The sequence below is a fragment of the Pseudomonas sp. P4_C8 genome (assembly GCF_056401975.1).
This window is the reverse complement of sequence record NZ_JBFUIH010000022.1, coordinates 1-21,377: the sequence shown is the minus strand read 5'-3', so window position 1 is coordinate 21,377 and position 21,377 is coordinate 1. Positions and strand designations below refer to the sequence as shown.

Below are 21,377 nucleotides of genomic sequence, written 5' to 3'. Positions count from 1 at the left end.
AGTCCTCTAAAACTTGAAAATTCCTGTTGCCCCGGTGTTTGGTCCGGGGATCTTACGATTCGGTGTGGCCACTGATGCGCTGGCCCCAGGCCTTGGCGGTGGCACATAACTGTTCTTCATCCAGGCGGGTCAGGCGCCGGTCGTCGAGCAGTTGCTTGCCGGCGACCCACAGGTGTTTCACGCAGTCCCGGCCGGTGGCGTAGATCAGTTGCGAAACCGGGTCATAGACCGGTTGCTGCGCCAGGCCGGACAGGTCAAACGCCACAATGTCGGCCGCCTTGCCGACTTCCAGCGAACCCGTTTCAGCCTCGATCCCCAAGGCGCGGGCGCCATTGAGCGTGGCCATGCGCAAGGCGCGATGAGCATCCAGCGCGGTGGCCGAGCCGGCGACGGCCTTGGCCAGCAACGCAGCGGTGCGGGTTTCGCCGAGCAGGTCGAGATCGTTGTTACTGGCGGCACCGTCGGTGCCGACGGCCACATTGACGCCTGCCTGCCACAAGCGCTCGACCGGGCAAAATCCGCTGGCCAGCTTGAGGTTGGATTCCGGGCAATGAATCACATTGGTGTTGCTTTCTACCAGCATCACCAGGTCTTCATCGCTGATCTGGGTCATGTGAACCGCCTGGAACCTCGGCCCGAGCAGGCCCAGGCGGCCGAGGCGAGCCAGTGGGCGTTCACCGCGCTGCTCGACCGATTGCTGCACTTCGAAGGCCGTTTCATGGACGTGCATGTGGATCGAAGCGTCCAGCTCTTCGGCGATCATGCGGATTTTTTCCAGGTTTTCGTCGCCCACGGTATAGGGCGCATGGGGGCCGAAGGTGATTTTGATGCGCTCGTGGTGTTTGAGATCGCCAAACAATTCCACGCCCTGACGAATGGCTTCGTCCGCCGTACTGGCGCCCGGGATCGGGAAATCGAGGATCGGAATCGCGATTTGCGCGCGAATACCGCTGTTATGCACGCGCTCGCTGGCAACCTTTGGGAAGAAATACATGTCAGAGAAGCAGGTGATGCCACCTTTGATCTGTTCGGCGATGGCCAGGCCCGTACCATCTCGTACAAAGGCTTCATCGACCCACTTGGCTTCTGCCGGCCAGATATGGTTTTCCAGCCAGGTCATGAGTGGCAGATCATCGGCCAGGCCACGAAACAGCGTCATGGCGGCGTGCCCGTGAGCGTTGATCAGCCCGGGGCTGAGTAACATGTCCGGCAATTCACGGACTTCAGTTGCGTTAAGCTTCAACGCAGCCGAGCGTGGGCCGATAAACACGATGCGTCCGTCAAGGATGCCCAGGCCATGCTCTTTGAGGACAACACCAGCGGGTTCGACGGGTACCAGCCAGGTCGGCAGCAACAACAGGTCGAGCGCAGCGGCAGTGTTCGGCATCGAGGGTGGGGTTCCAGTGCTTTTGTAAAGGATGGCGAAGTATACCCGAGCGTCTTCGCGGGGGGCTCGCTATAATCGGCGGCTTTTGTGCTTGAGTGCGGGGTGAGGGATGCGCGATCGACTGTTGGCTGCGGAGAAGGTGAAGGCCATCGATTGGCGTGATGGCGCCCTGTACCTGCTGGATCAGCGTATTTTGCCCTTCGAAGAAACCTGGATTGCCTACACCAGTGCAGCCGGTGTGGCCGAGGCCATTCGTTCGATGGTGGTGCGCGGTGCGCCAGCGATTGGCATCAGCGCGGCGTATGCCATGGTGCTGTCAGCCCGCGCCCGAATTGCCGAGGGCGGTGACTGGCAGGCAGCGTGGGAAGAGGATTACGCGTTACTGGCCGATTCCCGTCCAACAGCGGTGAATCTGTTCTGGGCCTTGAGTCGAATGCGTGACCGCCTGGATCGTCTCAAGGGGGACGCAGACCCTCTGGTGGCGCTGGAGGCAGAGGCCATCGCCATTCATGAAAGTGATCGCGAAGCCAACTTGACCATGGCCCAGCTGGGTGTGGACTTGATCCGCAAGCACCAGGGTAACGCCCAGGCGATCCTGACCCACTGCAACACCGGCGCGCTGGCTACGGGTGGCTTCGGCACGGCGCTGGGCGTGATTCGCGGGGCCTTTATCGAAGGCATGGTTGAGCGCGTTTACGCCAACGAAACCCGGCCGTGGCTGCAAGGTTCGCGTTTGACCGCATGGGAGCTGGCCAATGAAGGCATTCCCGTGACCCTGAATGCCGACTCCGCCGCCGCGCACATCATGAAAACCAAAGGCGTGACCTGGGTGATCGTCGGTGCGGACCGAATCACCGCCAATGGCGATGTGGCGAACAAGATTGGCACCTATCAACTGGCGGTCAACGCCATGCACCATGGCGTGCGCTTCATGGTGGTCGCACCAAGTTCGACCATCGACCTGAACATGGCCAGTGGCGACGAAATTCCTATCGAAGAGCGTGACGGCCGTGAGTTGCTGGAGATTGGCGGCAAGCGGGTCGGAGCGGATGTCGATGCGTTCAACCCGGTGTTCGATGTGACGCCCGCGGACCTGATCGACGTGATCGTCACCGAAAAAGGCATCGTCGAGCGGCCGGATACCGCGAAAATGGCGCAGTTGATGTGCCGCAAGCGTCTGCATTAATAATTTCTGGCGCCTGAAAGATTGCCATCGCGAGCAGGCTCGCTCCCACAAGGGATTTGTGAACGATGCAGATCCTGTGTGGGAGTGAGCCTGCTCGCGATGAGGCCCTGACAGCCAACAAATACGCTTCATTCACCTCTGAAATTTTCCTCTAAGCCTCTCTCGTCTCCCTCAAGCCTGTCATCGGTCAACTAACTATGCTCCATGCGCGTCTGGGGGATAGGTGCGTGGCGGCTCTTGTGATAACATCCGGCGTTTTCCGAGGCAGCCCCACGGGGTTGTCTTTACTGCGCAAATCCATGGTTCATTTGTTGATTTGTCGTAAGTCGGTGTATGGCACTCAGCCTGCAGCGGCGAGCTTCGTTCGTCCCATATGGATGTGACGAAGTTTCACCAGAAAAAGGAATCGAGCTTCTCATGGGCGAACTGGCCAAAGAAATCCTCCCGGTCAATATCGAAGACGAGCTGAAGCAGTCCTACCTCGACTACGCAATGAGCGTAATTGTCGGGCGGGCCCTGCCGGATGCGCGCGATGGCTTGAAGCCCGTGCACCGGCGTGTGCTGTTCGCGATGAGCGAGCTGGGCAACGACTTCAACAAGCCGTACAAGAAATCTGCCCGTGTTGTCGGTGACGTAATCGGTAAGTATCACCCGCACGGTGATACGGCGGTGTACGACACCATCGTCCGCATGGCGCAGCCGTTTTCGCTGCGCTACCTGCTGGTAGACGGTCAAGGCAACTTCGGTTCGGTGGACGGCGACAACGCCGCGGCCATGCGATACACCGAAGTGCGCATGACCAAGCTGGCGCACGAACTGCTGGCTGACCTGCACAAAGAAACCGTGGACTGGGTGCCGAACTACGACGGCACCGAAATGATCCCGGCGGTCATGCCGACCCGTATTCCCAACTTGCTCGTCAACGGCTCCAGCGGTATCGCCGTGGGCATGGCGACCAACATTCCGCCGCACAACCTCGGTGAAGTCATCGACGGTTGCCTGGCCCTCATCGACAACCCAGAGTTGACCATCGATGAGCTGATGCAATACATCCCCGGTCCGGACTTCCCGACCGCCGCGATCATCAACGGTCGCGCCGGCATCATCGAAGCCTACCGTACCGGTCGTGGCCGCATTTACATGCGCGCCCGCTCGACGATCGAAGACATCGACAAGGTCGGTGGCCGTCAGCAGATCGTCATTACCGAACTCCCTTACCAGCTCAACAAGGCCCGTCTGATCGAGAAGATCGCCGAGCTGGTTAAAGAGAAGAAGCTTGAAGGCATCACCGAGTTGCGCGACGAGTCCGACAAGGACGGTATGCGCGTCGTGATCGAACTGCGTCGCGGCGAAGTGCCTGAGGTGATCCTCAACAACCTCTACGCCCAGACCCAGCTGCAAGCGGTGTTCGGTATCAACATCGTTGCGCTGATCGACGGCCGTCCACGGATCCTGAACCTCAAAGACCTGCTGGAAGCCTTCGTTCGCCACCGTCGCGAAGTCGTTACGCGCCGTACCGTGTTCGAACTGCGTAAAGCCCGCGAACGTGGTCACATTCTGGAAGGTCAAGCGGTTGCCCTGTCGAACATCGACCCGGTCATCGCCCTGATCAAGGCCTCGCCAACGCCGTCGGAAGCCAAGGAAGCGCTGATCAGCACCGCCTGGGAATCCTCTGCCGTGGTGGCCATGGTCGAGCGCGCCGGTGCCGATTCTTGCCGTCCAGAGACCCTGGACCCGCAATACGGCCTGCGCGACGGCAAGTACTTCCTGTCGCCAGAACAGGCGCAAGCCATTCTGGAACTGCGACTGCACCGTCTGACCGGTCTGGAACACGAAAAGCTGCTGGCCGAGTATCAAGAGATCCTCAACCAGATCGGCGAACTGATCCGCATCCTCAGCAGCGCCACGCGCCTGATGGAAGTGATCCGCGAAGAGCTGGAAGTGATCCGCGCCGAGTACGGCGATGTGCGTCGCACCGAGATCCTCGATGCCCGTCTCGACCTGACCCTGGGTGACATGATCCCGGAAGAAGAGCGCGTCGTGACCATTTCCCACGGTGGCTACGCCAAGACCCAGCCATTGGCTGCGTACCAGGCTCAACGTCGTGGCGGTAAAGGTAAATCGGCGACTGGCGTCAAGGATGAGGATTACATTGCTCACCTGCTGGTTGCCAACAGCCACACCACGCTGCTGCTGTTCTCCAGCAAAGGCAAAGTGTACTGGCTGAAAACCTACGAAATTCCGGAAGCGTCCCGCGCTGCCCGTGGTCGTCCGCTGGTCAACCTGCTGCCGCTGGACAGTGATGAATACATCACCACCATGCTGCCGGTCGAGGAATACACCGAAGGTCACTTCATCTTCATGGCGACTGCTAAAGGCACTGTGAAGAAGACCCCGCTGGAATCCTTCAGCCGTCAACGCAGCGTCGGTCTGATCGCGCTGGAGCTGGACGAAGGTGACGTACTGATCTCTGCCGCCATTACCGATGGCGAGCGCGAAGTCATGCTGTTCTCCGACGGCGGCAAGGTCACTCGCTTCAAGGAAACCGACGTTCGCGCCATGGGTCGTACCGCTCGCGGTGTTCGCGGCATGCGTCTGCCGGAAGGCCAGAAGCTGATTTCCATGCTGATCCCGGAAGAAGGCAGCCAGATCCTCACCGCTTCGGCGCGTGGTTTCGGCAAGCGCACGGCGATCACCGAGTTCCCTGAGTACAAGCGTGGCGGTCAAGGCGTTATCGCCATGGTCAGCAACGACCGTAACGGCCGTCTGGTCGGCGCGGTCCAGGTGCTCGATGGCGAGGAAATCATGCTGATTTCTGACCAGGGCACGTTGGTTCGTACCCGTGTCGACGAAGTTTCCAGCCTGGGTCGTAACACTCAGGGCGTGACCCTGATCAAGCTGGCCAGTGATGAAACACTGGTCGGTCTGGAGCGGGTTCAGGAACCGTCGGAAGTCGAAGGTGAAGAGCTGGAAGGTGAAGAGGGTGCAGAGTTCGTTGGCGAAGTCGTGATCGACGACGTTGTTGACGATCAGCAACTCGATGCCGCCGCCGACGAAGAGCCACAAGAGTAAGCGAACAAACAGGGGGCGGATGAGAATTCGCCCCCTTGTTGTTTGTCCTGTATGAAAATATCGACACCCACGAGGGTCCTGTGTGAAGGGGCTTTTTGTAGGAGCTGGGCTTGCCCGCGATTGCAGGCGCCGCAGTGCACCTCCAGTACCGCGGTGATGCATTCGCGAGCAGGCTCGCTCCCACAGGTTTTCTGCTTCGGCAGGGACTCTGTGTCGATTGATGTTGTGATGTATTGCGTGATTACCACCAAATCAGAGCGAGATTGGATGTGAGCAAGAGAGCCTATAACTTCTGTGCCGGTCCTGCGGCACTTCCCGAAGCTGTCCTGCAGCGCGCCCAGGGTGAACTCCTTGATTGGCACGGCAAGGGCCTGTCGGTCATGGAAATGAGCCATCGCAGTGATGAGTTCGTGTCCATCGCCACCAAGGCCGAGCAGGATCTGCGTGATCTGCTGAATATCCCCTCGAACTATAAAGTGCTGTTTCTGCAAGGCGGCGCCAGCCAGCAATTTGCTCAGATTCCTCTGAACCTGTTGCCGGAAAACGGCACTGCCGACTATATCGATACCGGTATCTGGTCGCAGAAAGCCATCGAAGAAGCTTCGCGCTACGGCAACGTAAATGTCGCCGCGACCGCCAAGCCTTACGACTATTTCGCTATTCCCGGTCAGAACGAATGGAACCTGTCGAAAGACGCGGCCTACGTTCACTACGCGCCGAACGAAACCATCGGTGGTCTGGAATTCCAGTGGATCCCCGAAACCGGTGATGTTCCGCTGGTGGCCGACATGTCTTCGGACATTCTGTCGCGCCCGATCGATGTTTCGCGCTTTGGCATGATCTACGCCGGCGCCCAGAAAAACATCGGCCCGAGCGGCGTCGTGGTCAACATCGTTCGCGAAGACCTGCTGGGTCACGCCCGTTCCATGTGCCCGACCATGCTCAATTACAAGGTCGCGGCCGATAATGGTTCGATGTACAACACCCCGCCGACCCTGGCCTGGTATTTGTCCGGTCTGGTGTTCGAGTGGCTGAAAGAGCAGGGTGGTGTTGAAGCCATCGGCAAGCTCAATGAAGTGAAGCAGCGCACGCTGTATGACTTCATCGACGCCAGTGGCTTGTACAGCAACCCGATCAACAAATCGGATCGCTCGTGGATGAACGTGCCGTTCCGTCTGGCTGACGACCGTCTGGACAAGCCATTTTTGGTCGGTGCCGACGAGCGTGGCCTGTTGAACCTCAAAGGTCACCGTTCCGTGGGCGGCATGCGCGCCTCCATCTATAACGCCGTCGACATCGTTGCGGTCAACGCTTTGATTTCGTACATGGCAGAGTTCGAGAAGGAACACGGCTAATGTCTGAGCAAGAACTCAAGGCACTGCGCCTGCGCATTGATGCCCTGGACGAGAAAGTCCTGGAGCTGATCAGTGAGCGCGCACGCTGCGCCCAGGAAGTTGCGCGAGTAAAGATGGCCTCGCTGGCCGAAGGCGAAGTGCCGGTGTTCTATCGTCCTGAGCGCGAAGCTCAGGTGCTCAAGCGTGTGATGGAGCGTAATAAAGGGCCGCTGGGTAACGAAGAGATGGCGCGGTTGTTCCGCGAAATCATGTCCTCGTGCCTGGCGCTCGAGCAGCCGTTGAAAGTGGCTTACCTCGGTCCTGAAGGCACGTTCACGCAGGCGGCGGCCATGAAACACTTCGGCCACGCTGTTATCAGCAAGCCGATGGCGGCGATCGACGAAGTGTTCCGCGAAGTGGCGGCCGGTGCGGTGAACTTTGGCGTGGTTCCGGTGGAAAACTCCACCGAAGGCGCGGTCAACCACACCCTCGATAGCTTCCTCGAACACGACATGGTCATCTGTGGCGAAGTCGAGTTGCGGATTCACCACCACCTGTTGGTCGGTGAAAACACCAAGACTGACAGCATCAGCCGCATCTATTCCCATGCCCAGTCGCTGGCCCAGTGCCGCAAGTGGCTGGACGCCCATTACCCGAATGTCGAGCGCGTGGCGGTGTCCAGCAATGCCGAAGCGGCCAAGCGGGTTAAGGGTGAGTGGAACTCGGCGGCAATTGCCGGCGACATGGCCGCAGGTCTGTACGGGCTGACCCGACTGGCCGAGAAAATCGAGGATCGTCCGGATAACTCCACGCGATTCCTGATGATCGGTAGTCAGGAAGTGCCGCCAACGGGCGACGATAAAACCTCGATCATCGTCTCCATGAGCAACAAGCCCGGCGCGCTTCACGAATTGCTGGTGCCGTTCCACGACAATGGCATCGACTTGACGCGAATCGAGACGCGTCCATCGCGCAGCGGTAAATGGACCTACGTGTTCTTCATCGACTTCGTCGGCCACCATCGCGATCCATTGATCAAAGGTGTGCTGGAAAAGATCAGTCAGGAAGCAGTGGCACTCAAAGTGCTGGGTTCCTACCCGAAAGCAGTTCTCTAAGGGGTAGCAAATGAGTGATGACTTCCTCGCTCTGGCACAGCCGGGCGTGCAACAACTTTCGCCTTACGTCCCAGGCAAGCCTGTGGATGAACTGGCGCGCGAGCTGGACCTTGATCCGGCAAGCATCGTCAAACTGGCCAGCAATGAAAACCCGTTGGGCGCGAGTCCCAAAGCGCTGACGGCGATTCAGAATGCGCTGGCCGAGCTGACCCGGTATCCGGACGGTAATGGTTTTGCACTCAAGACCCTGTTGGCCGAGCAGTGCCGCGTCGAACTGAATCAAGTGACGCTGGGCAATGGCTCCAACGACATTCTGGAGCTGGTCGCACGTGCCTATCTGGCGCCGGGCCTCAACGCTGTGTTCAGCGAGCACGCATTTGCGGTCTACCCGATTGTGACCCAGGCCGTTGGTGCTCAGGCCAAAGTGATTCCCGCCAAAGACTGGGGGCATGACCTGTCGGCCATACTGGCGGCAATCGATGCTGACACTCGCGTAGTCTTCATTGCCAACCCGAACAACCCGACCGGGACCTGGTTCGATGCCGAGGCGCTGGATGAATTCCTCCAGGATGTTCCGGCGCATGTGCTGGTGGTGCTGGACGAGGCCTACATCGAATACGCCGAGGGCAGCGATTTGCCGGACGGTCTGGACTATCTGGCGGCTTATCCGAATCTGCTGGTTTCACGCACGTTCTCCAAGGCTTACGGTCTGGCGGCGTTGCGAGTCGGTTATGGTTTGTCCACCGCCGTGGTCGCGGACGTGCTGAATCGCGTGCGTCAGCCGTTCAACGTTAACAGTCTGGCACTGGCCGCTGCCTGCGCTGCGCTGCAAGACAGCGAATACCTGGCTGAAAGCCGTCGCGTGAACGAGTCCGGCATGCTGCAACTGGAAGCCGGTTTCCGTGAGTTGGGTTTGAGCTGGATTCCGTCCAGAGGCAACTTCATTTGCGTCGACCTCGGTCGCGTTGCTGCGCCGGTGTTTCAGGGCTTGTTGCGCGAAGGCGTGATCGTGCGTCCGGTGGCCAACTACGGCATGCCGAACCACCTGCGCATCACCATTGGTTTGCCGGCTGAAAACAGCCGCTTCCTTGAGGCACTGACCAAGGTTCTGGCTCGTGGTTGATGTCACTGCACTGCAATCTGCTGCACCTATGATCGGTCGCCTGGTGGTGGTCGGTCTGGGATTGATCGGTGGTTCGTTCGCCAAGGGCTTGCGTGAAAGTGGCGTGTGCCGCGAAGTGGTTGGGGTCGATCTCGATCCGCAGTCGCGCAAGCTGGCAGTCGAGTTGGGCGTGGTGGATCGCTGCGAAGAAGACCTGGCGATAGCTTGTCAGGGCGCCGACGTGATCCAGTTGGCCGTGCCGATCCTTGCCATGGAAAAAATGTTGGTGCGCCTGGCTGCAATGGATCTCGGTTCGGCCATTCTGACCGACGTCGGCAGCGCCAAAGGTAATGTCGTCCGTGCGGCGACCGAAGCCTTTGGCGGGATTCCGTCGCGGTTTGTGCCGGGGCATCCGATTGCCGGTTCCGAGCAGAGCGGGGTGGAAGCCTCCAACGCCGAGCTGTTCCGTCGTCATAAAGTGATTCTGACGCCGCTGGATCAAACCGATCCGGCCGCGCTGGCGGTGGTCGACCGTTTGTGGCGCGAATTGGGCGCCGATGTCGAGCACATGCAGGTCGAGCGCCACGATGAAGTGTTGGCGGCGACCAGCCATTTGCCGCACCTGTTGGCGTTCGGTTTGGTCGATTCGTTGGCCAAGCGCAATGAAAACCTAGAGATCTTCCGTTACGCTGCCGGCGGTTTTCGCGATTTCACAAGAATCGCGGGAAGCGACCCGGTCATGTGGCACGACATCTTCCTCGCCAACCGCGAAGCTGTCCTGCGCACACTTGATACATTTCGCAGCGACCTCGACGCCTTGCGCGACGCGGTCGATGCAGGGGATGGGCACCAATTGTTGGGCGTGTTCACTCGCGCCCGGGTTGCCCGCGAGCATTTCAGTAAAATCCTGGCCCGCCGGGCCTATGTGGACGCTATGAACTCCAACGACCTGATTTTCCTGGCACAACCTGGTGGCCGCCTGACTGGGCGGATTCGTGTACCGGGCGATAAATCGATTTCCCACCGTTCGATCATGCTCGGTTCCCTGGCCGAAGGCGTCACCGAAGTCGAAGGCTTCCTGGAGGGCGAAGACGCTCTGGCGACCCTGCAAGCCTTCCGTGACATGGGTGTTGTGATCGAGGGTCCGCACCATGGTCGCGTGACCATTCACGGTGTCGGCCTGCATGGCCTGAAGCCAGCGCCGGGCCCAATCTATCTGGGCAACTCCGGCACCTCGATGCGCCTGCTGTCTGGCCTGCTGGCTGCGCAGAACTTCGACAGCACCCTGACCGGCGACGCTTCGCTGTCCAAGCGTCCGATGAATCGCGTGGCCAATCCGCTGCGTGAAATGGGCGCCGTGATCGAGACTGCCGCTGAAGGTCGTCCGCCAATGACCATTCGCGGCGGCAGCACGCTCAAAGGCCTGACCTACACCATGCCGATGGCCAGTGCTCAGGTGAAATCCTGTCTGTTGCTGGCCGGTTTGTACGCCGAAGGCAAGACCACCGTTACCGAGCCTGCACCGACGCGCGACCATACCGAACGCATGCTGCAAGGCTTTGGCTACCTGGTCACCGTCAATGGCGCGACTGCGTCGGTCGAGTCCGGGCACAAACTGACTGCGACCCATATTGAAGTGCCGGGCGATATCTCGTCTTCTGCGTTCTTCCTGGTGGCCGCATCGATCGCCGAAGGTTCGGAGCTGGTGCTGGAACACGTCGGCATCAATCCGACCCGTACCGGCGTGATCGACATCCTGCGTCTGATGGGCGGCGATATCACCCTGGAAAACCAGCGTGAAGTCGGTGGCGAGCCTGTCGCGGACTTGCGCGTACGTGCAGCTAAACTCAAAGGTATCGAGATTCCCGAGGCGCTGGTTCCACTGGCCATCGACGAATTCCCGGTGCTGTTCGTGGCTGCGGCCTGTGCCGAAGGGCGCACGGTACTACGTGGTGCTGAAGAGTTGCGGGTCAAAGAGTCGGACCGGATTCAGGTCATGGCTGATGGCTTGCTGGCGCTGGGCGTCAAATGCGAACCGACCCCGGATGGCATCATTATCGACGGCGGCCAGATCGGCGGCGGCGAAGTGCATGGTCATGGCGACCACCGGATTGCCATGGCATTCAGCGTTGCATCGCTGCGCGCTACTGCACCGATCCGCATCCATGATTGCGCCAACGTCGCGACGTCGTTCCCGAACTTCCTCGCGCTGTGCGCGCAGGTCGGTATCCGGGTAGCTGAAGAGGCTCAGTCGTGATCAACAAGTCGCCAGTCATTACCATTGATGGCCCGAGCGGTTCCGGTAAAGGTACGATCGCCGGGATACTGGCGAAGCGTCTGGGCTGGAACCTTCTGGATTCCGGTGCGCTGTACCGTTTGCTGGCGTTCGCCGCGCACAATCATGGTGTTGATCTGACCAATGAAGAGTTGCTGAAGGCGCTTGCAGCGCATTTGGACGTGCAATTCATCGGTGCGACGGACGGTCAGCTGCAGCGAATCATTCTAGAAGGCGACGAAGTCAGCGATGTGATTCGTACGGAAAGTGTTGGTGCTGGCGCGTCCCAAATCGCTGCATTGCCCGCAGTACGCGAGGCGCTACTGCAGCGTCAGCGTGCTTTTCAGGAAATGCCGGGACTGGTAGCCGATGGCCGAGATATGGGCACAGTGGTTTTTCCGGACGCGCCGTTGAAGATTTTCCTCACTGCCAGTGCCGAGGAGCGTGCGCGCCGTCGATACTTGCAGTTGAAGGGCAAAGTCGATGGTGTTAGTCTGTCGAGTCTGCTAGATGAGATACGTGTCCGCGATGAGCGTGACACCCAGCGAGCGGTAGCCCCGCTCAAACCGGCGGCTGACGCCATACAGCTGGATTCCACGGAATTATCCATCGATCAGGTGCTGGAACGCATCATGAGCGAGATCGCCATTCGCGATATCGCCGGGTGACCAAGAAGCCTCGCAGGGGACCAGTCATAGTCTTGCGGGTGCTTCTTCTAATGAACATAACCCACGTCGTCTGGGATGTGGAGATGGGCGTATCCTTCGCCCTTATTCAACAGGAATTAAAATGAGCGAAAGCTTTGCGGAACTCTTTGAAGAAAGCCTAAAAACCCTGAACCTTCAGGCAGGCTCCATCATCACCGGTGTTATCGTTGATATCGATTACCAAGCTCGCTGGGTAACCGTTCACGCTGGCCTGAAGTCTGAAGCACTCATCCCGCTTGAGCAGTTCTACAACGACGCTGGCGAACTGAACATCAACGTCGGTGACGAAGTTCACGTTGCTCTGGACTCGGTTGAAGATGGCTTTGGTGAAACCAAGCTGTCCCGTGAAAAAGCCAAGCGCGCTGAATGCTGGATTGTTCTGGAAGCAGCCTTCGCAGCCGAAGAAGTGGTCAAGGGCGTTATCAACGGTAAGGTTAAAGGCGGCTTCACTGTCGACGTTAACGGCATCCGTGCGTTCCTGCCAGGTTCTCTGGTTGACGTCCGTCCTGTGCGCGATACTACGCACCTGGAAGGCAAAGAGCTGGAATTCAAGGTCATCAAACTCGACCAGAAACGCAACAACGTTGTCGTTTCCCGTCGCAGCGTCCTCGAAGCCGAGAACTCCGCCGAGCGTGAAGCTCTGCTGGAATCCCTGCAGGAAGGTCAGCAAGTCAAAGGTATCGTCAAAAACCTCACCGATTACGGCGCATTCGTCGATCTGGGTGGCGTCGATGGCCTGCTGCACATTACCGACATGGCTTGGAAGCGTATCAAGCATCCTTCCGAAATCGTCAACGTTGGCGACGAGATCGATGTCAAGGTTCTGAAGTACGATCGCGAACGCAATCGTGTTTCCCTGGGCCTCAAGCAACTGGGCGAAGATCCATGGGTTGCTATCAAAGCCCGTTACCCAGAAAGCACTCGCGTTACCGCTCGTGTAACCAACCTGACCGACTACGGCTGCTTCGCTGAGCTGGAAGAAGGCGTTGAAGGTCTGGTACACGTTTCCGAAATGGACTGGACCAACAAGAACATCCACCCTTCGAAAGTCGTACAAGTCGGCGACGAAGTGGAAGTTATGGTTCTGGATATCGACGAAGAACGTCGTCGTATCTCCCTTGGCATCAAGCAGTGCAAATCTAACCCATGGGAAGATTTCTCTGGCCAGTTCAACAAGGGCGATAAAATCTCCGGCACCATCAAGTCGATCACCGATTTCGGTATCTTCATTGGTCTGGACGGCGGCATCGACGGTCTGGTTCACCTGTCCGACATCTCCTGGAACGAAGTGGGCGAAGAAGCCGTTCGCCGCTTCAAGAAGGGCGACGAACTGGACACCGTTATCCTGTCGGTTGACCCAGAGCGCGAGCGCATCTCCCTGGGTATCAAGCAACTGGAAAGCGATCCGTTCTCCGAGTACGTTCAAGAGAACGACAAAGGCGCAATCGTTAAAGGCATCGTGAAAGAAGTTGACGCTAAAGGCGCCATCATCACTCTGGCCGACGATATCGAAGCGACTCTGAAAGCCTCCGAAATCAGCCGTGACCGCGTTGAAGACGCGCGTAACGTTCTGAAAGAAGGCGAAGAAGTAGAAGCCAAGATCATCAGCGTTGACCGCAAGAGCCGTGTAATCCAGCTGTCGATCAAGTCGAAAGACGTTGAAGACGAGAAAGAAGCAATCCAGAGCTTGAAAGACAAGCCTGCTGCTGACGTCGCTGCTGGTCCTACCACTCTGGGCGACCTGTTGCGTGCACAAATGGAAAAACAGAACTAAGTTCTGTCAGACCATAGAAAAAGGGCGACTTCGGTCGCCCTTTTTTGTGCCTGCGATTTGATGGGCATCGTTGGTGCTTGCGGCTGCAATCGTTGTTTGTGAAGCCAATATCTGCGATGCGCTGTCTCTTTCTTTAACCAGATCAATCGTTTGTTTGCAGCTAACCTTTGGCCTGAAGTGAGCGGCAGTCGGGTGGGGTTTCTGGCATAAGGAAGTGAATGAACAAGCTCATTGTCGCAATAGCAGTACTGACATTGGCGGGTTGTACTACTAATGCCAAGACTCACGTCGTACGTGGGGTCAGTGGAATCGAGATTGATTGTTCGGGGCTGGGCTCCGGGTGGGAAAAATGCCGCAAGCGTGCGGAAAAGGAGTGTAAGGCGTCGGGGTATAAAATCCTGGCAAGGTCCGATGATGTGAAGGAAGAAGATGTATTTCCTTTTGGTTTCAATCCTGCAGGATATCTGACACGGACCTTGCTGGTGGTCTGTCATTGAGGTTGATCTGTGTTGTAGCTGTTTGAGATTGGCTGGCTTCCTTGGTAAAGATATGTCAGCGCTCAGGCTGTTCAAATTCTTCCTGGCATGCTAAAACCTTTGAAGCGCTTTTCCTAGCTGCTTGAAAAAGAAGGGAAAAATATGACGAAGTCGGAGTTGATAGAACGAATTGTCACCCATCAAGGGCTGCTCTCGTCCAAGGATGTGGAGTTGGCCATCAAGACCATGCTTGAGCAAATGTCACAATGCCTGGCCACAGGGGATCGTATTGAGATCCGTGGGTTTGGCAGTTTCTCTTTGCACTATCGGGCGCCGCGGGTTGGGCGTAATCCGAAAACCGGTCAGTCGGTTAGCCTGGATGGAAAGTTTGTCCCGCATTTCAAGCCGGGGAAAGAACTGCGTGATCGTGTGAACGAGGACGAGGAGGAAGGGCTTTGACAGTGGCCGAAATCCTGGGAGGCGCTCATGCATAATCTCAAGCGCGTACTAATGGCATTGTTCGCTTTGTTGATGATTTTGGCGATTCTGGCTTTTATTCTCGAGAATCAGCAATCGGTTTCCTTGTTGTTTCTTGGTTGGGCGGGGCCGCAACTGCCAGTATCGCTGGTGATTATTCTTGCTTTGCTAATCGGCATGGTTATAGGCCCGATTCTCGGTTGGCTGCTGGGGCGTACGTCTAGGGCTTCTCGCAAGCGCCTTGTCTGATTGAGACGGGCACGAGGAGCACGTCGTATTTGCGTCGCAGATTGTCTGTAACTATTAGTAAAACCAGCACTAAGCTGTAAAATAGTGTGTTTTTCCGAGTGGTGGTATATGGCCACTCCAGTTGAGGTTAGCTCTGTCAGAGGCCTCAGTTAGCACGGATGGCTTTGCATTCATGGATTGGGCAGTGGTAGATCGATGGCTGTCGGGAACTCAAGGGTATAGTTTTGCATGAAAACGCTCGTAACCTGCGTCGCTGGATTTATCAGTTCGGTATTCATTCGTCATATCATCCCCAGTAAGAGCGACTCGGTAGTTAACGCCGATAAGCTTGCTTTCGCAGGCAGTCTTGAAGCGCCGGTCGACGTTAGCCAGAAGCCTCGTTATGTTTTGGATGGGCTTTATTGTCTTGTGGCGTCTATTCGTCAGTTATTTCCCTTGGGTCTCCAATTCTCGCTGATTGGGTGTTTACGTGTCGATTTGTCGAGAGTTGTTGGAGTTTTGCAGAGGTATAGCTCTGCTACTTATGCAGTGTTTTTTTATGTTTACTAGTTGGCTATTTTTTTAATTTTCGAAGGTTTTCGCGGAATGAAGTTATTACTAATAGCGCGCTTATTTAACAGGTTTGATTAGCGTATATGCGTATTTTGCTGATGTCCCAGTATTTTTGGCCGGAATCATTTGTAATAAATGATTTGGCGATCAAGCTTGCCAGTAAGGGGCATGAAGTTACCGTTGCCACAGGGAAGCCCAATTATCCCGATGGGGATATTTATGACGGTTACAGTGCCAAGGGGGTGCAGTGCGAGCGCTATTCCTCGCTGATCGATGTGGTTCGTGTGCCAGTTTATCCTCGTGGCAAGGGAGGGGCTAAAAAACTGGTATTGAATTACTTGTCATTTGTTGTGATGGGGCTTTGGTATTTCCCTAAACTCCTTAAGGGGAAAAAATTCGATGCGATTATAGTTTTTGCCCCTTCGCCTATTGTCCAGGTAATACCCGCGATACTCTTAAAGTGGGCCAAGCGCGCACACTTAGCTGTCTGGGTGCAGGACTTATGGCCGGAAAGTCTTTCTGCGACCGGGTTTGTTAAGAAGTCGTGGGTGCTCAAGTCAGTGGGGTATATGGTTCGTGGTATTTATAAGTGTTGTGATACTCTGTTGCTGCAGTCTCGGGCTTTTTTTGAACCGACAAAAAAGTATGCTAGTTCGGAAAAATTGGTCTATTTTCCAAATTCAATAGATGGCAAAAATTTTTCAGTTATAGGGAATGTCATTCCCGAAACTCTGAAAAGTGAGCTCGAAAGCCATTTCAGCGTGGTGTTTGCGGGTAACATTGGTACGGCTCAGTCAGTGGAAAGTATTGTTGAGGCCGCGTCGTTATTAAAGCAAGAAGCAGGGGTGAGGATATTCATTGTCGGCAGTGGCAGCATGCTCGAATGGGTGGCAAGCCAAAAAAAATCACTTCATCTGGATAACCTGGTGTTGCCTGGTCGCTTTCCGGCGGATGCCATGCCTGAATTATTTGAATGTGCTGCTGCGTTGTTGGTTTCTCTGAATGATGAGGAAATTTTCTCTTATACTATTCCTAGCAAAATTCAGGCTTATCTTGCCGCTGGTCGCCCGATTATTGCGGCCTTAAGGGGGGAGGGGGCTCGGGTGATCAGTGAGTCAGGCGCCGGATTGGTGTGCCCCCCTGCAAGTGGTCAGCTGTTGGCTGCAACCATTTTAGCATTGAAAGAGAGCTCAAGCGTTGAGCGTGATAAAATGGGGCTGGCAGGATTGAAATATTTTAATGAAAATTTTGATATGGATTTTCAAAGCGGTCGATTGATTGATATCTTGACTGCGCGTCTCAACAGAAAATAGGTGCTGGAATGCGTGTATTGGTCTTGGGTGCAACAGGTATGCTGGGTAATGCTGTTTTCAAAGTGCTCAGCAGTTCGTCTGCATTGAGTGTTATTGGGACAGTTCGTAATGCTAAAGCAATTGATAGTTTTGATGGCAAAGTTAAAGGTAATTTGATCTCGGGCGTTGATGTTCTTGATCAAGACTCTTTAGTCGATGTCTTTGAGCGCTCTAAGCCTGATGTTGTAATTAACTGTATTGGGCTGATTAAGCAATTAAGCTCTGCTAAAGATCCTTTGTCTGTATTACCCATTAACGCAATGTTGCCCCATCGGCTGGCCAAACTGTGTGCTTTGGTCGGGAGCCGCTTAGTACATATTAGTACTGATTGTGTTTTTTCCGGTCGAAAGGGTATGTATAAAGAAAACGATGTTTCTGATGCTGAAGATTTGTATGGAAAATCTAAGTATATCGGAGAAATTGTTGACCAATCGCATGTTGTTACTCTTCGTACTTCAATTATCGGACATGAGCTGAATAGTCAATCATCGCTCATTGACTGGTTTCTTTCGCAATCCGGCTCTGTCAAAGGGTTTTCAAAAGCTGTTTTTTCCGGGTTACCAACAGTTGAACTGGCTCGCGTCATTCTAGATTTTGTAATCCCGCAGCCTGCCCTCCAAGGGTTATACCATGTCTCTGCAGAGCCAATCGATAAGCTGACGTTGTTGCGCCATGTCGCCAAGACTTATCAAAAAGAAATCAGCATTGTCCCGGATGAGCAGCTACAAATTGATCGGTCATTAGATTCGTCTCGGTTCCGAACGGCTACAGGGTATGCGCCTCCACAGTGGCCTGATCTAATTGAAGCTATGCGCGCTAACCGTTAGACTTCCATTTTTTAAATTTTGGTGATCAATATGTTCGACGATAAGATTCTGATGATAACGGGCGKTACTGGTTCGTTTGGAAACACTGTTCTCAAGCGTTTTCTCGATACAAACGTCAAGGAGATTCGTGTTTTTAGTCGTGATGAAAAAAAACAGGAAGACATGCGTATAGCGTTAGGTAATGACAAAGTCAAATTTTATATCGGCGATGTCAGGGACTACGCTAGTGTTTCCCAAGCGATGGTCGGTGTGGACTACATATTTCACGCCGCGGCGCTTAAACAAGTTCCATCTTGTGAGTTTTACCCGATGGAGGCCGTTAAAACCAACGTAATTGGTACTGAAAACGTACTCAATGCGGCTATTGCCAATAATGTCAGTCGAGTCGTTGTACTTAGTACTGACAAAGCCGTATACCCCATTAACGCAATGGGTATCTCCAAGGCTATGGCTGAGAAGCTTGTAGTTGCCAAGTCCCGGATCATTCCCGAAACCGGACCTGTCATCTGTTCTACCCGTTACGGAAATGTTATGGCATCTCGAGGGTCGGTAATTCCTCTTTTTGTCAAACAGCTTAAGGACGGTGATGAACTGACTGTTACAGATCCAAGTATGACGCGTTTCCTGATGTCACTTGATGACTCTGTAGATTTGGTTCTTCACGCATTTGAGCATGCCGAGCAAGGCGACATTTTTGTTCAAAAAGCACCGGCATCCACTGTTGCTGATTTGGCTCAGGCGCTTAAAGAGCTTTTCTTGGGCGATAACGCAATCAAAGTCATCGGTACTCGTCACGGCGAAAAATTGTACGAATCACTAATTTCACGTGAAGAAATGGCTAAAGCCGAGGATATGGGGCGGTACTATCGTATTCCTGCCGATAATAGGGATCTTAATTACAAGAAATACTTTGTCGAAGGCGAGCAAAATATTTCCGAATTGGATGACTATACTTCGCATAATACCGAGCGTTTGGATGTTCCTGGCATTARAGAACTTTTATTGAAGTTGGACTTCATTAAGGAGCAATTAGATGCTTAAGGTAATGACGCTGGTGGGAACACGGCCCGAACTTATTAAGATGAGTCGTGTTATTGCAGAATTGGATAAGCAGACTGATCATGTTCTCGTTCACTCTGGTCAAAACTATGACTATGAGTTGAATCAGGTTTTTTTTGATGATCTTGAAATTCGAAAGCCCGACCATTTTCTTGGTGCTGTGGGTGAGACAGCAGCACAGACTATTGCTGAAGTTATCTCGAAGTCAGACGCGATATTCGAACTGGAAAAGCCTGACGCGCTTTTGTTGTATGGAGATACCAACACCTGCTTGGCCGTGATCGCGGCTAAGCGTCGAAAAATTCCGGTTTTTCATATGGAAGCAGGCAATCGTTGTTTTGATCAGCGAGTGCCCGAAGAATTGAATCGTAAGGTTCTTGACCATCTGAGTGATATTAACCTGGTTTTGACTGAGCATGCTCGTCGGTATCTCTTAGATGAAGGCATTAGGCCTGAAACGATCATTAAAACCGGGTCGCACATGGAGGAAGTTCTTGATCATTATATGCCGAAAATTTTGGCGTCTAATATCTTGGAGCGAGAGCAACTTGAGGATGGCAAATTTTTTGTAGTTAGTGCTCACCGCGAGGAAAATGTCGATACACCTGAAAACTTGATCGATCTCCTAGGGTCGCTTCGTGCATTGGCCGATAATTATGGATTTCCAGTTATTGTCTCTACGCATCCACGCACGCGTAAACGTCTTGAAGCATTGGGTGAGTCCCTTGAACATCCATTGATTCGGTTTGTCAAGCCTTTTGGTTTGCTAGATTATATCAAGCTGCAGATGGGTTCGTTTTGTGTCCTGTCTGACAGCGGAACCATTACCGAGGAGGCCTCTTTGTTGAACCTCCCGGCGGTTACAATTCGTAATGCTCATGAGCGCCCCGAAGGAATGGATGAGGGAACGCTCATCATGTGTGGGCTTAAAGTTGACCGGGTGCTGGATGCCGTGCGGGTTGTGACAAGTCAGCATCACCGTGGGGCTCGTGTCATTCCTGTTGTAAAGGACTATCTTGGCGGCCCAGTCTCAAAACAGATAGCACGAGTTATTTATAGTTATACGGACTATATTAATCGTACCGTATGGTCTAAGGCATAAAAGGGTGGACGCATGCGCGTATTGGTGACGGGATCGTCTGGATTTGTTGGCAGTAGGCTGCTTAAGGTTTTAGCAAACAAAAAAAATGTTGAGGTTTTTGCAGCCGCGCGTCGTGAGTCTATCGATTGTCCTGATACGGTGCGCATGCTAAAAAATTTTGAACTTTCCTCTTCTGTGGATTGGACGCCAAATTTGATTGGTATGGACGTTATCGTCCATACGGCGGCTCGAGTTCATGTTATGAACGATCAAGCATTAGATCCTCTCGAGGCGTTTAGAGCAGTTAATGTTAAAGGGACGCTAAAGCTTGCTGAGCAGGCGGCCTCAGCTGGTGTTCGTCGTTTCGTTTTTATAAGCTCTATAAAGGTCAATGGAGAGAGCACGACAAAGAGTGATGCTTACTCACCTGAGACAGCACCTGCACCTTTAGATCCGTATGGTGTTTCCAAAATGGAAGCAGAATTAGGGCTGAAAGCTATTGCAGAAAAGACAGGGATGGARGTTGTAATAATCAGACCTGTATTGGTTTATGGGCCTGGTGTTAAGGCGAATTTTCTGAAGATGATGCAGTGGCTTGATAAAGGCGTTCCTTTACCATTTGGCGCGATTCGAAATAGTCGAAGCCTTGTTGCGTTAGATAACTTGGTTGACCTTATTGTTTTATGTATGGAACACCCTGCGGCTGCCAATCAAACCTTCATGGTAAGTGACGGTGAAGACCTGTCGACTTCTGAACTATTGCGGAGAATGGCGCGTGCGTTGGACAAGCCCGCGCGCCTACTTCCTGTGCCAGTATGGATACTTCGCTTAGGCGCTCGCCTTCTTGGGAAGTCAGATCTGTCGCAACGGCTATGTGGGTCGCTGCAGGTAGATATAAGCAAGACTCGCGAAGTTTTAGGCTGGAAACCATTAGTTTCGGTGGATTCCGCCTTGAAGGAGGCGGCTATACACTTTCAAGAGAGTCGCAAACAATGATTTACTGGTGGTTAATTCCTGCTGTGGCCATTGCTTCGTTATGTCTTACTGCGGGATTACGTCGCTATGCGCTTGCGTTAAGTATTATTGATATTCCCAACGCTCGTAGTTCCCATTCGGTTCCTACTCCTCGGGGTGGAGGGGTTGCAATCGTTGTAGCTTTCCTGCTCTCACTACCATTATTGGGTTGGGCAAATTTAGTTCCCTGGGAAGCCCTGGTGGCTTTAGGCGGTGCTGGAGGATTGGTTGCGGTCATCGGTTTTATGGATGATCACGGCCATATAGCCGCTCGATGGCGCCTACTTGGCCATTTTAGTGCTGGTGCTTGGGCGTTGTTCTGGTTTGGTGGGCTTCCT

General features: G+C 54.4%; 18 protein-coding genes. 17 read left to right on the top strand and 1 reads right to left on the bottom strand.

Translation table 11 applies throughout. The features are described 5' to 3' along the window. Positions 1-52 precede the first annotated feature (52 nt). On the bottom strand, positions 53-1,387 hold the full coding sequence (locus AC1DWM_RS15305; RefSeq protein WP_477795555.1) for a TRZ/ATZ family hydrolase: 1,335 nt from the start codon (positions 1,385-1,387) through the stop codon (positions 53-55). Positions 1,388-1,496: 109 nt separating this feature from the next. On the opposite strand from AC1DWM_RS15305, the gene mtnA reads away from it, so the two are divergent. From mtnA to AC1DWM_RS15220, 17 genes are all read left to right on the top strand, one after another. After that, positions 1,497-2,573: an S-methyl-5-thioribose-1-phosphate isomerase gene (gene mtnA, locus AC1DWM_RS15300; RefSeq protein WP_477795554.1), complete on the top strand. Its 1,077-nt coding sequence runs from the start codon at positions 1,497-1,499 to the stop codon at positions 2,571-2,573. A gap of 417 nt (positions 2,574-2,990) precedes the next feature. After that, entirely contained in the window at positions 2,991-5,645 is a 2,655-nt protein-coding gene (gyrA, locus tag AC1DWM_RS15295) for a DNA gyrase subunit A (protein ID WP_007945812.1), read from the top strand. Between the two features lie 269 nt (positions 5,646-5,914). Next, complete coding sequence (serC, locus tag AC1DWM_RS15290; RefSeq protein ID WP_223519086.1) at positions 5,915-7,000, top strand: 3-phosphoserine/phosphohydroxythreonine transaminase; 1,086 nt, start codon at positions 5,915-5,917, stop codon at positions 6,998-7,000. Further along, positions 7,000-8,094: a prephenate dehydratase gene (gene pheA, locus AC1DWM_RS15285; protein ID WP_033055815.1), complete on the top strand. Its 1,095-nt coding sequence runs from the start codon at positions 7,000-7,002 to the stop codon at positions 8,092-8,094. The genes serC and pheA overlap by 1 nt, the downstream gene beginning before the upstream one ends. Before the next feature lie 10 nt (positions 8,095-8,104). Continuing rightward, on the top strand, positions 8,105-9,217 hold the full coding sequence (gene hisC / locus AC1DWM_RS15280) for a histidinol-phosphate transaminase (protein WP_477795553.1): 1,113 nt from the start codon (positions 8,105-8,107) through the stop codon (positions 9,215-9,217). Positions 9,218-9,245: 28 nt separating this feature from the next. Beyond that, entirely contained in the window at positions 9,246-11,453 is a 2,208-nt protein-coding gene (locus AC1DWM_RS15275; protein ID WP_477795600.1) for a bifunctional prephenate dehydrogenase/3-phosphoshikimate 1-carboxyvinyltransferase, read from the top strand. After that, on the top strand, positions 11,450-12,139 hold the full coding sequence (cmk, locus tag AC1DWM_RS15270; protein ID WP_223519092.1) for a (d)CMP kinase: 690 nt from the start codon (positions 11,450-11,452) through the stop codon (positions 12,137-12,139). The genes AC1DWM_RS15275 and cmk overlap by 4 nt, the downstream gene beginning before the upstream one ends. Before the next feature lie 121 nt (positions 12,140-12,260). Continuing rightward, positions 12,261-13,952 carry a 30S ribosomal protein S1 gene (gene rpsA, locus AC1DWM_RS15265; RefSeq protein WP_046031753.1) on the top strand — a complete coding sequence of 564 codons (1,692 nt, stop codon included), beginning with the start codon at positions 12,261-12,263 and terminating at the stop codon, positions 13,950-13,952. 218 nt (positions 13,953-14,170) lie between these two features. After that, entirely contained in the window at positions 14,171-14,449 is a 279-nt protein-coding gene (locus AC1DWM_RS15260; protein WP_477795552.1) for a hypothetical protein, read from the top strand. 141 nt (positions 14,450-14,590) lie between these two features. Then, positions 14,591-14,887, top strand: coding sequence for an integration host factor subunit beta (gene ihfB, locus AC1DWM_RS15255; RefSeq protein WP_003369729.1), 297 nt, complete (start codon positions 14,591-14,593; stop codon positions 14,885-14,887). A 27-nt stretch (positions 14,888-14,914) separates the two neighbouring features. After that, complete coding sequence (locus AC1DWM_RS15250) at positions 14,915-15,154, top strand: lipopolysaccharide assembly protein LapA domain-containing protein (RefSeq protein ID WP_223519096.1); 240 nt, start codon at positions 14,915-14,917, stop codon at positions 15,152-15,154. A 635-nt stretch (positions 15,155-15,789) separates the two neighbouring features. Beyond that, positions 15,790-17,019: a glycosyltransferase family 4 protein gene (locus tag AC1DWM_RS15245; protein ID WP_223519098.1), complete on the top strand. Its 1,230-nt coding sequence runs from the start codon at positions 15,790-15,792 to the stop codon at positions 17,017-17,019. Between the two features lie 8 nt (positions 17,020-17,027). Then, positions 17,028-17,885 (top strand): dTDP-4-dehydrorhamnose reductase family protein, encoded by an 858-nt coding sequence (locus tag AC1DWM_RS15240; protein ID WP_477795551.1) that lies wholly within the window; start codon positions 17,028-17,030, stop codon positions 17,883-17,885. Positions 17,886-17,915: 30 nt separating this feature from the next. Further along, entirely contained in the window at positions 17,916-18,926 is a 1,011-nt protein-coding gene (locus tag AC1DWM_RS15235) for a polysaccharide biosynthesis protein (RefSeq protein WP_477795550.1), read from the top strand. Further along, positions 18,919-20,046, top strand: a complete 1,128-nt coding sequence (gene wecB, locus AC1DWM_RS15230; protein ID WP_223519104.1) for a non-hydrolyzing UDP-N-acetylglucosamine 2-epimerase — start codon at positions 18,919-18,921, stop codon at positions 20,044-20,046. Before AC1DWM_RS15235 ends, wecB begins: the two co-directional genes overlap by 8 nt. A 12-nt stretch (positions 20,047-20,058) precedes the next feature. Further along, entirely contained in the window at positions 20,059-21,021 is a 963-nt protein-coding gene (locus AC1DWM_RS15225; RefSeq protein WP_223519106.1) for a UDP-glucose 4-epimerase family protein, read from the top strand. After that, on the top strand, positions 21,018-21,377 hold a 360-nt coding region (locus AC1DWM_RS15220), incomplete at its 3' end, for an MraY family glycosyltransferase (RefSeq protein ID WP_477795549.1). The genes AC1DWM_RS15225 and AC1DWM_RS15220, both read left to right, overlap by 4 nt.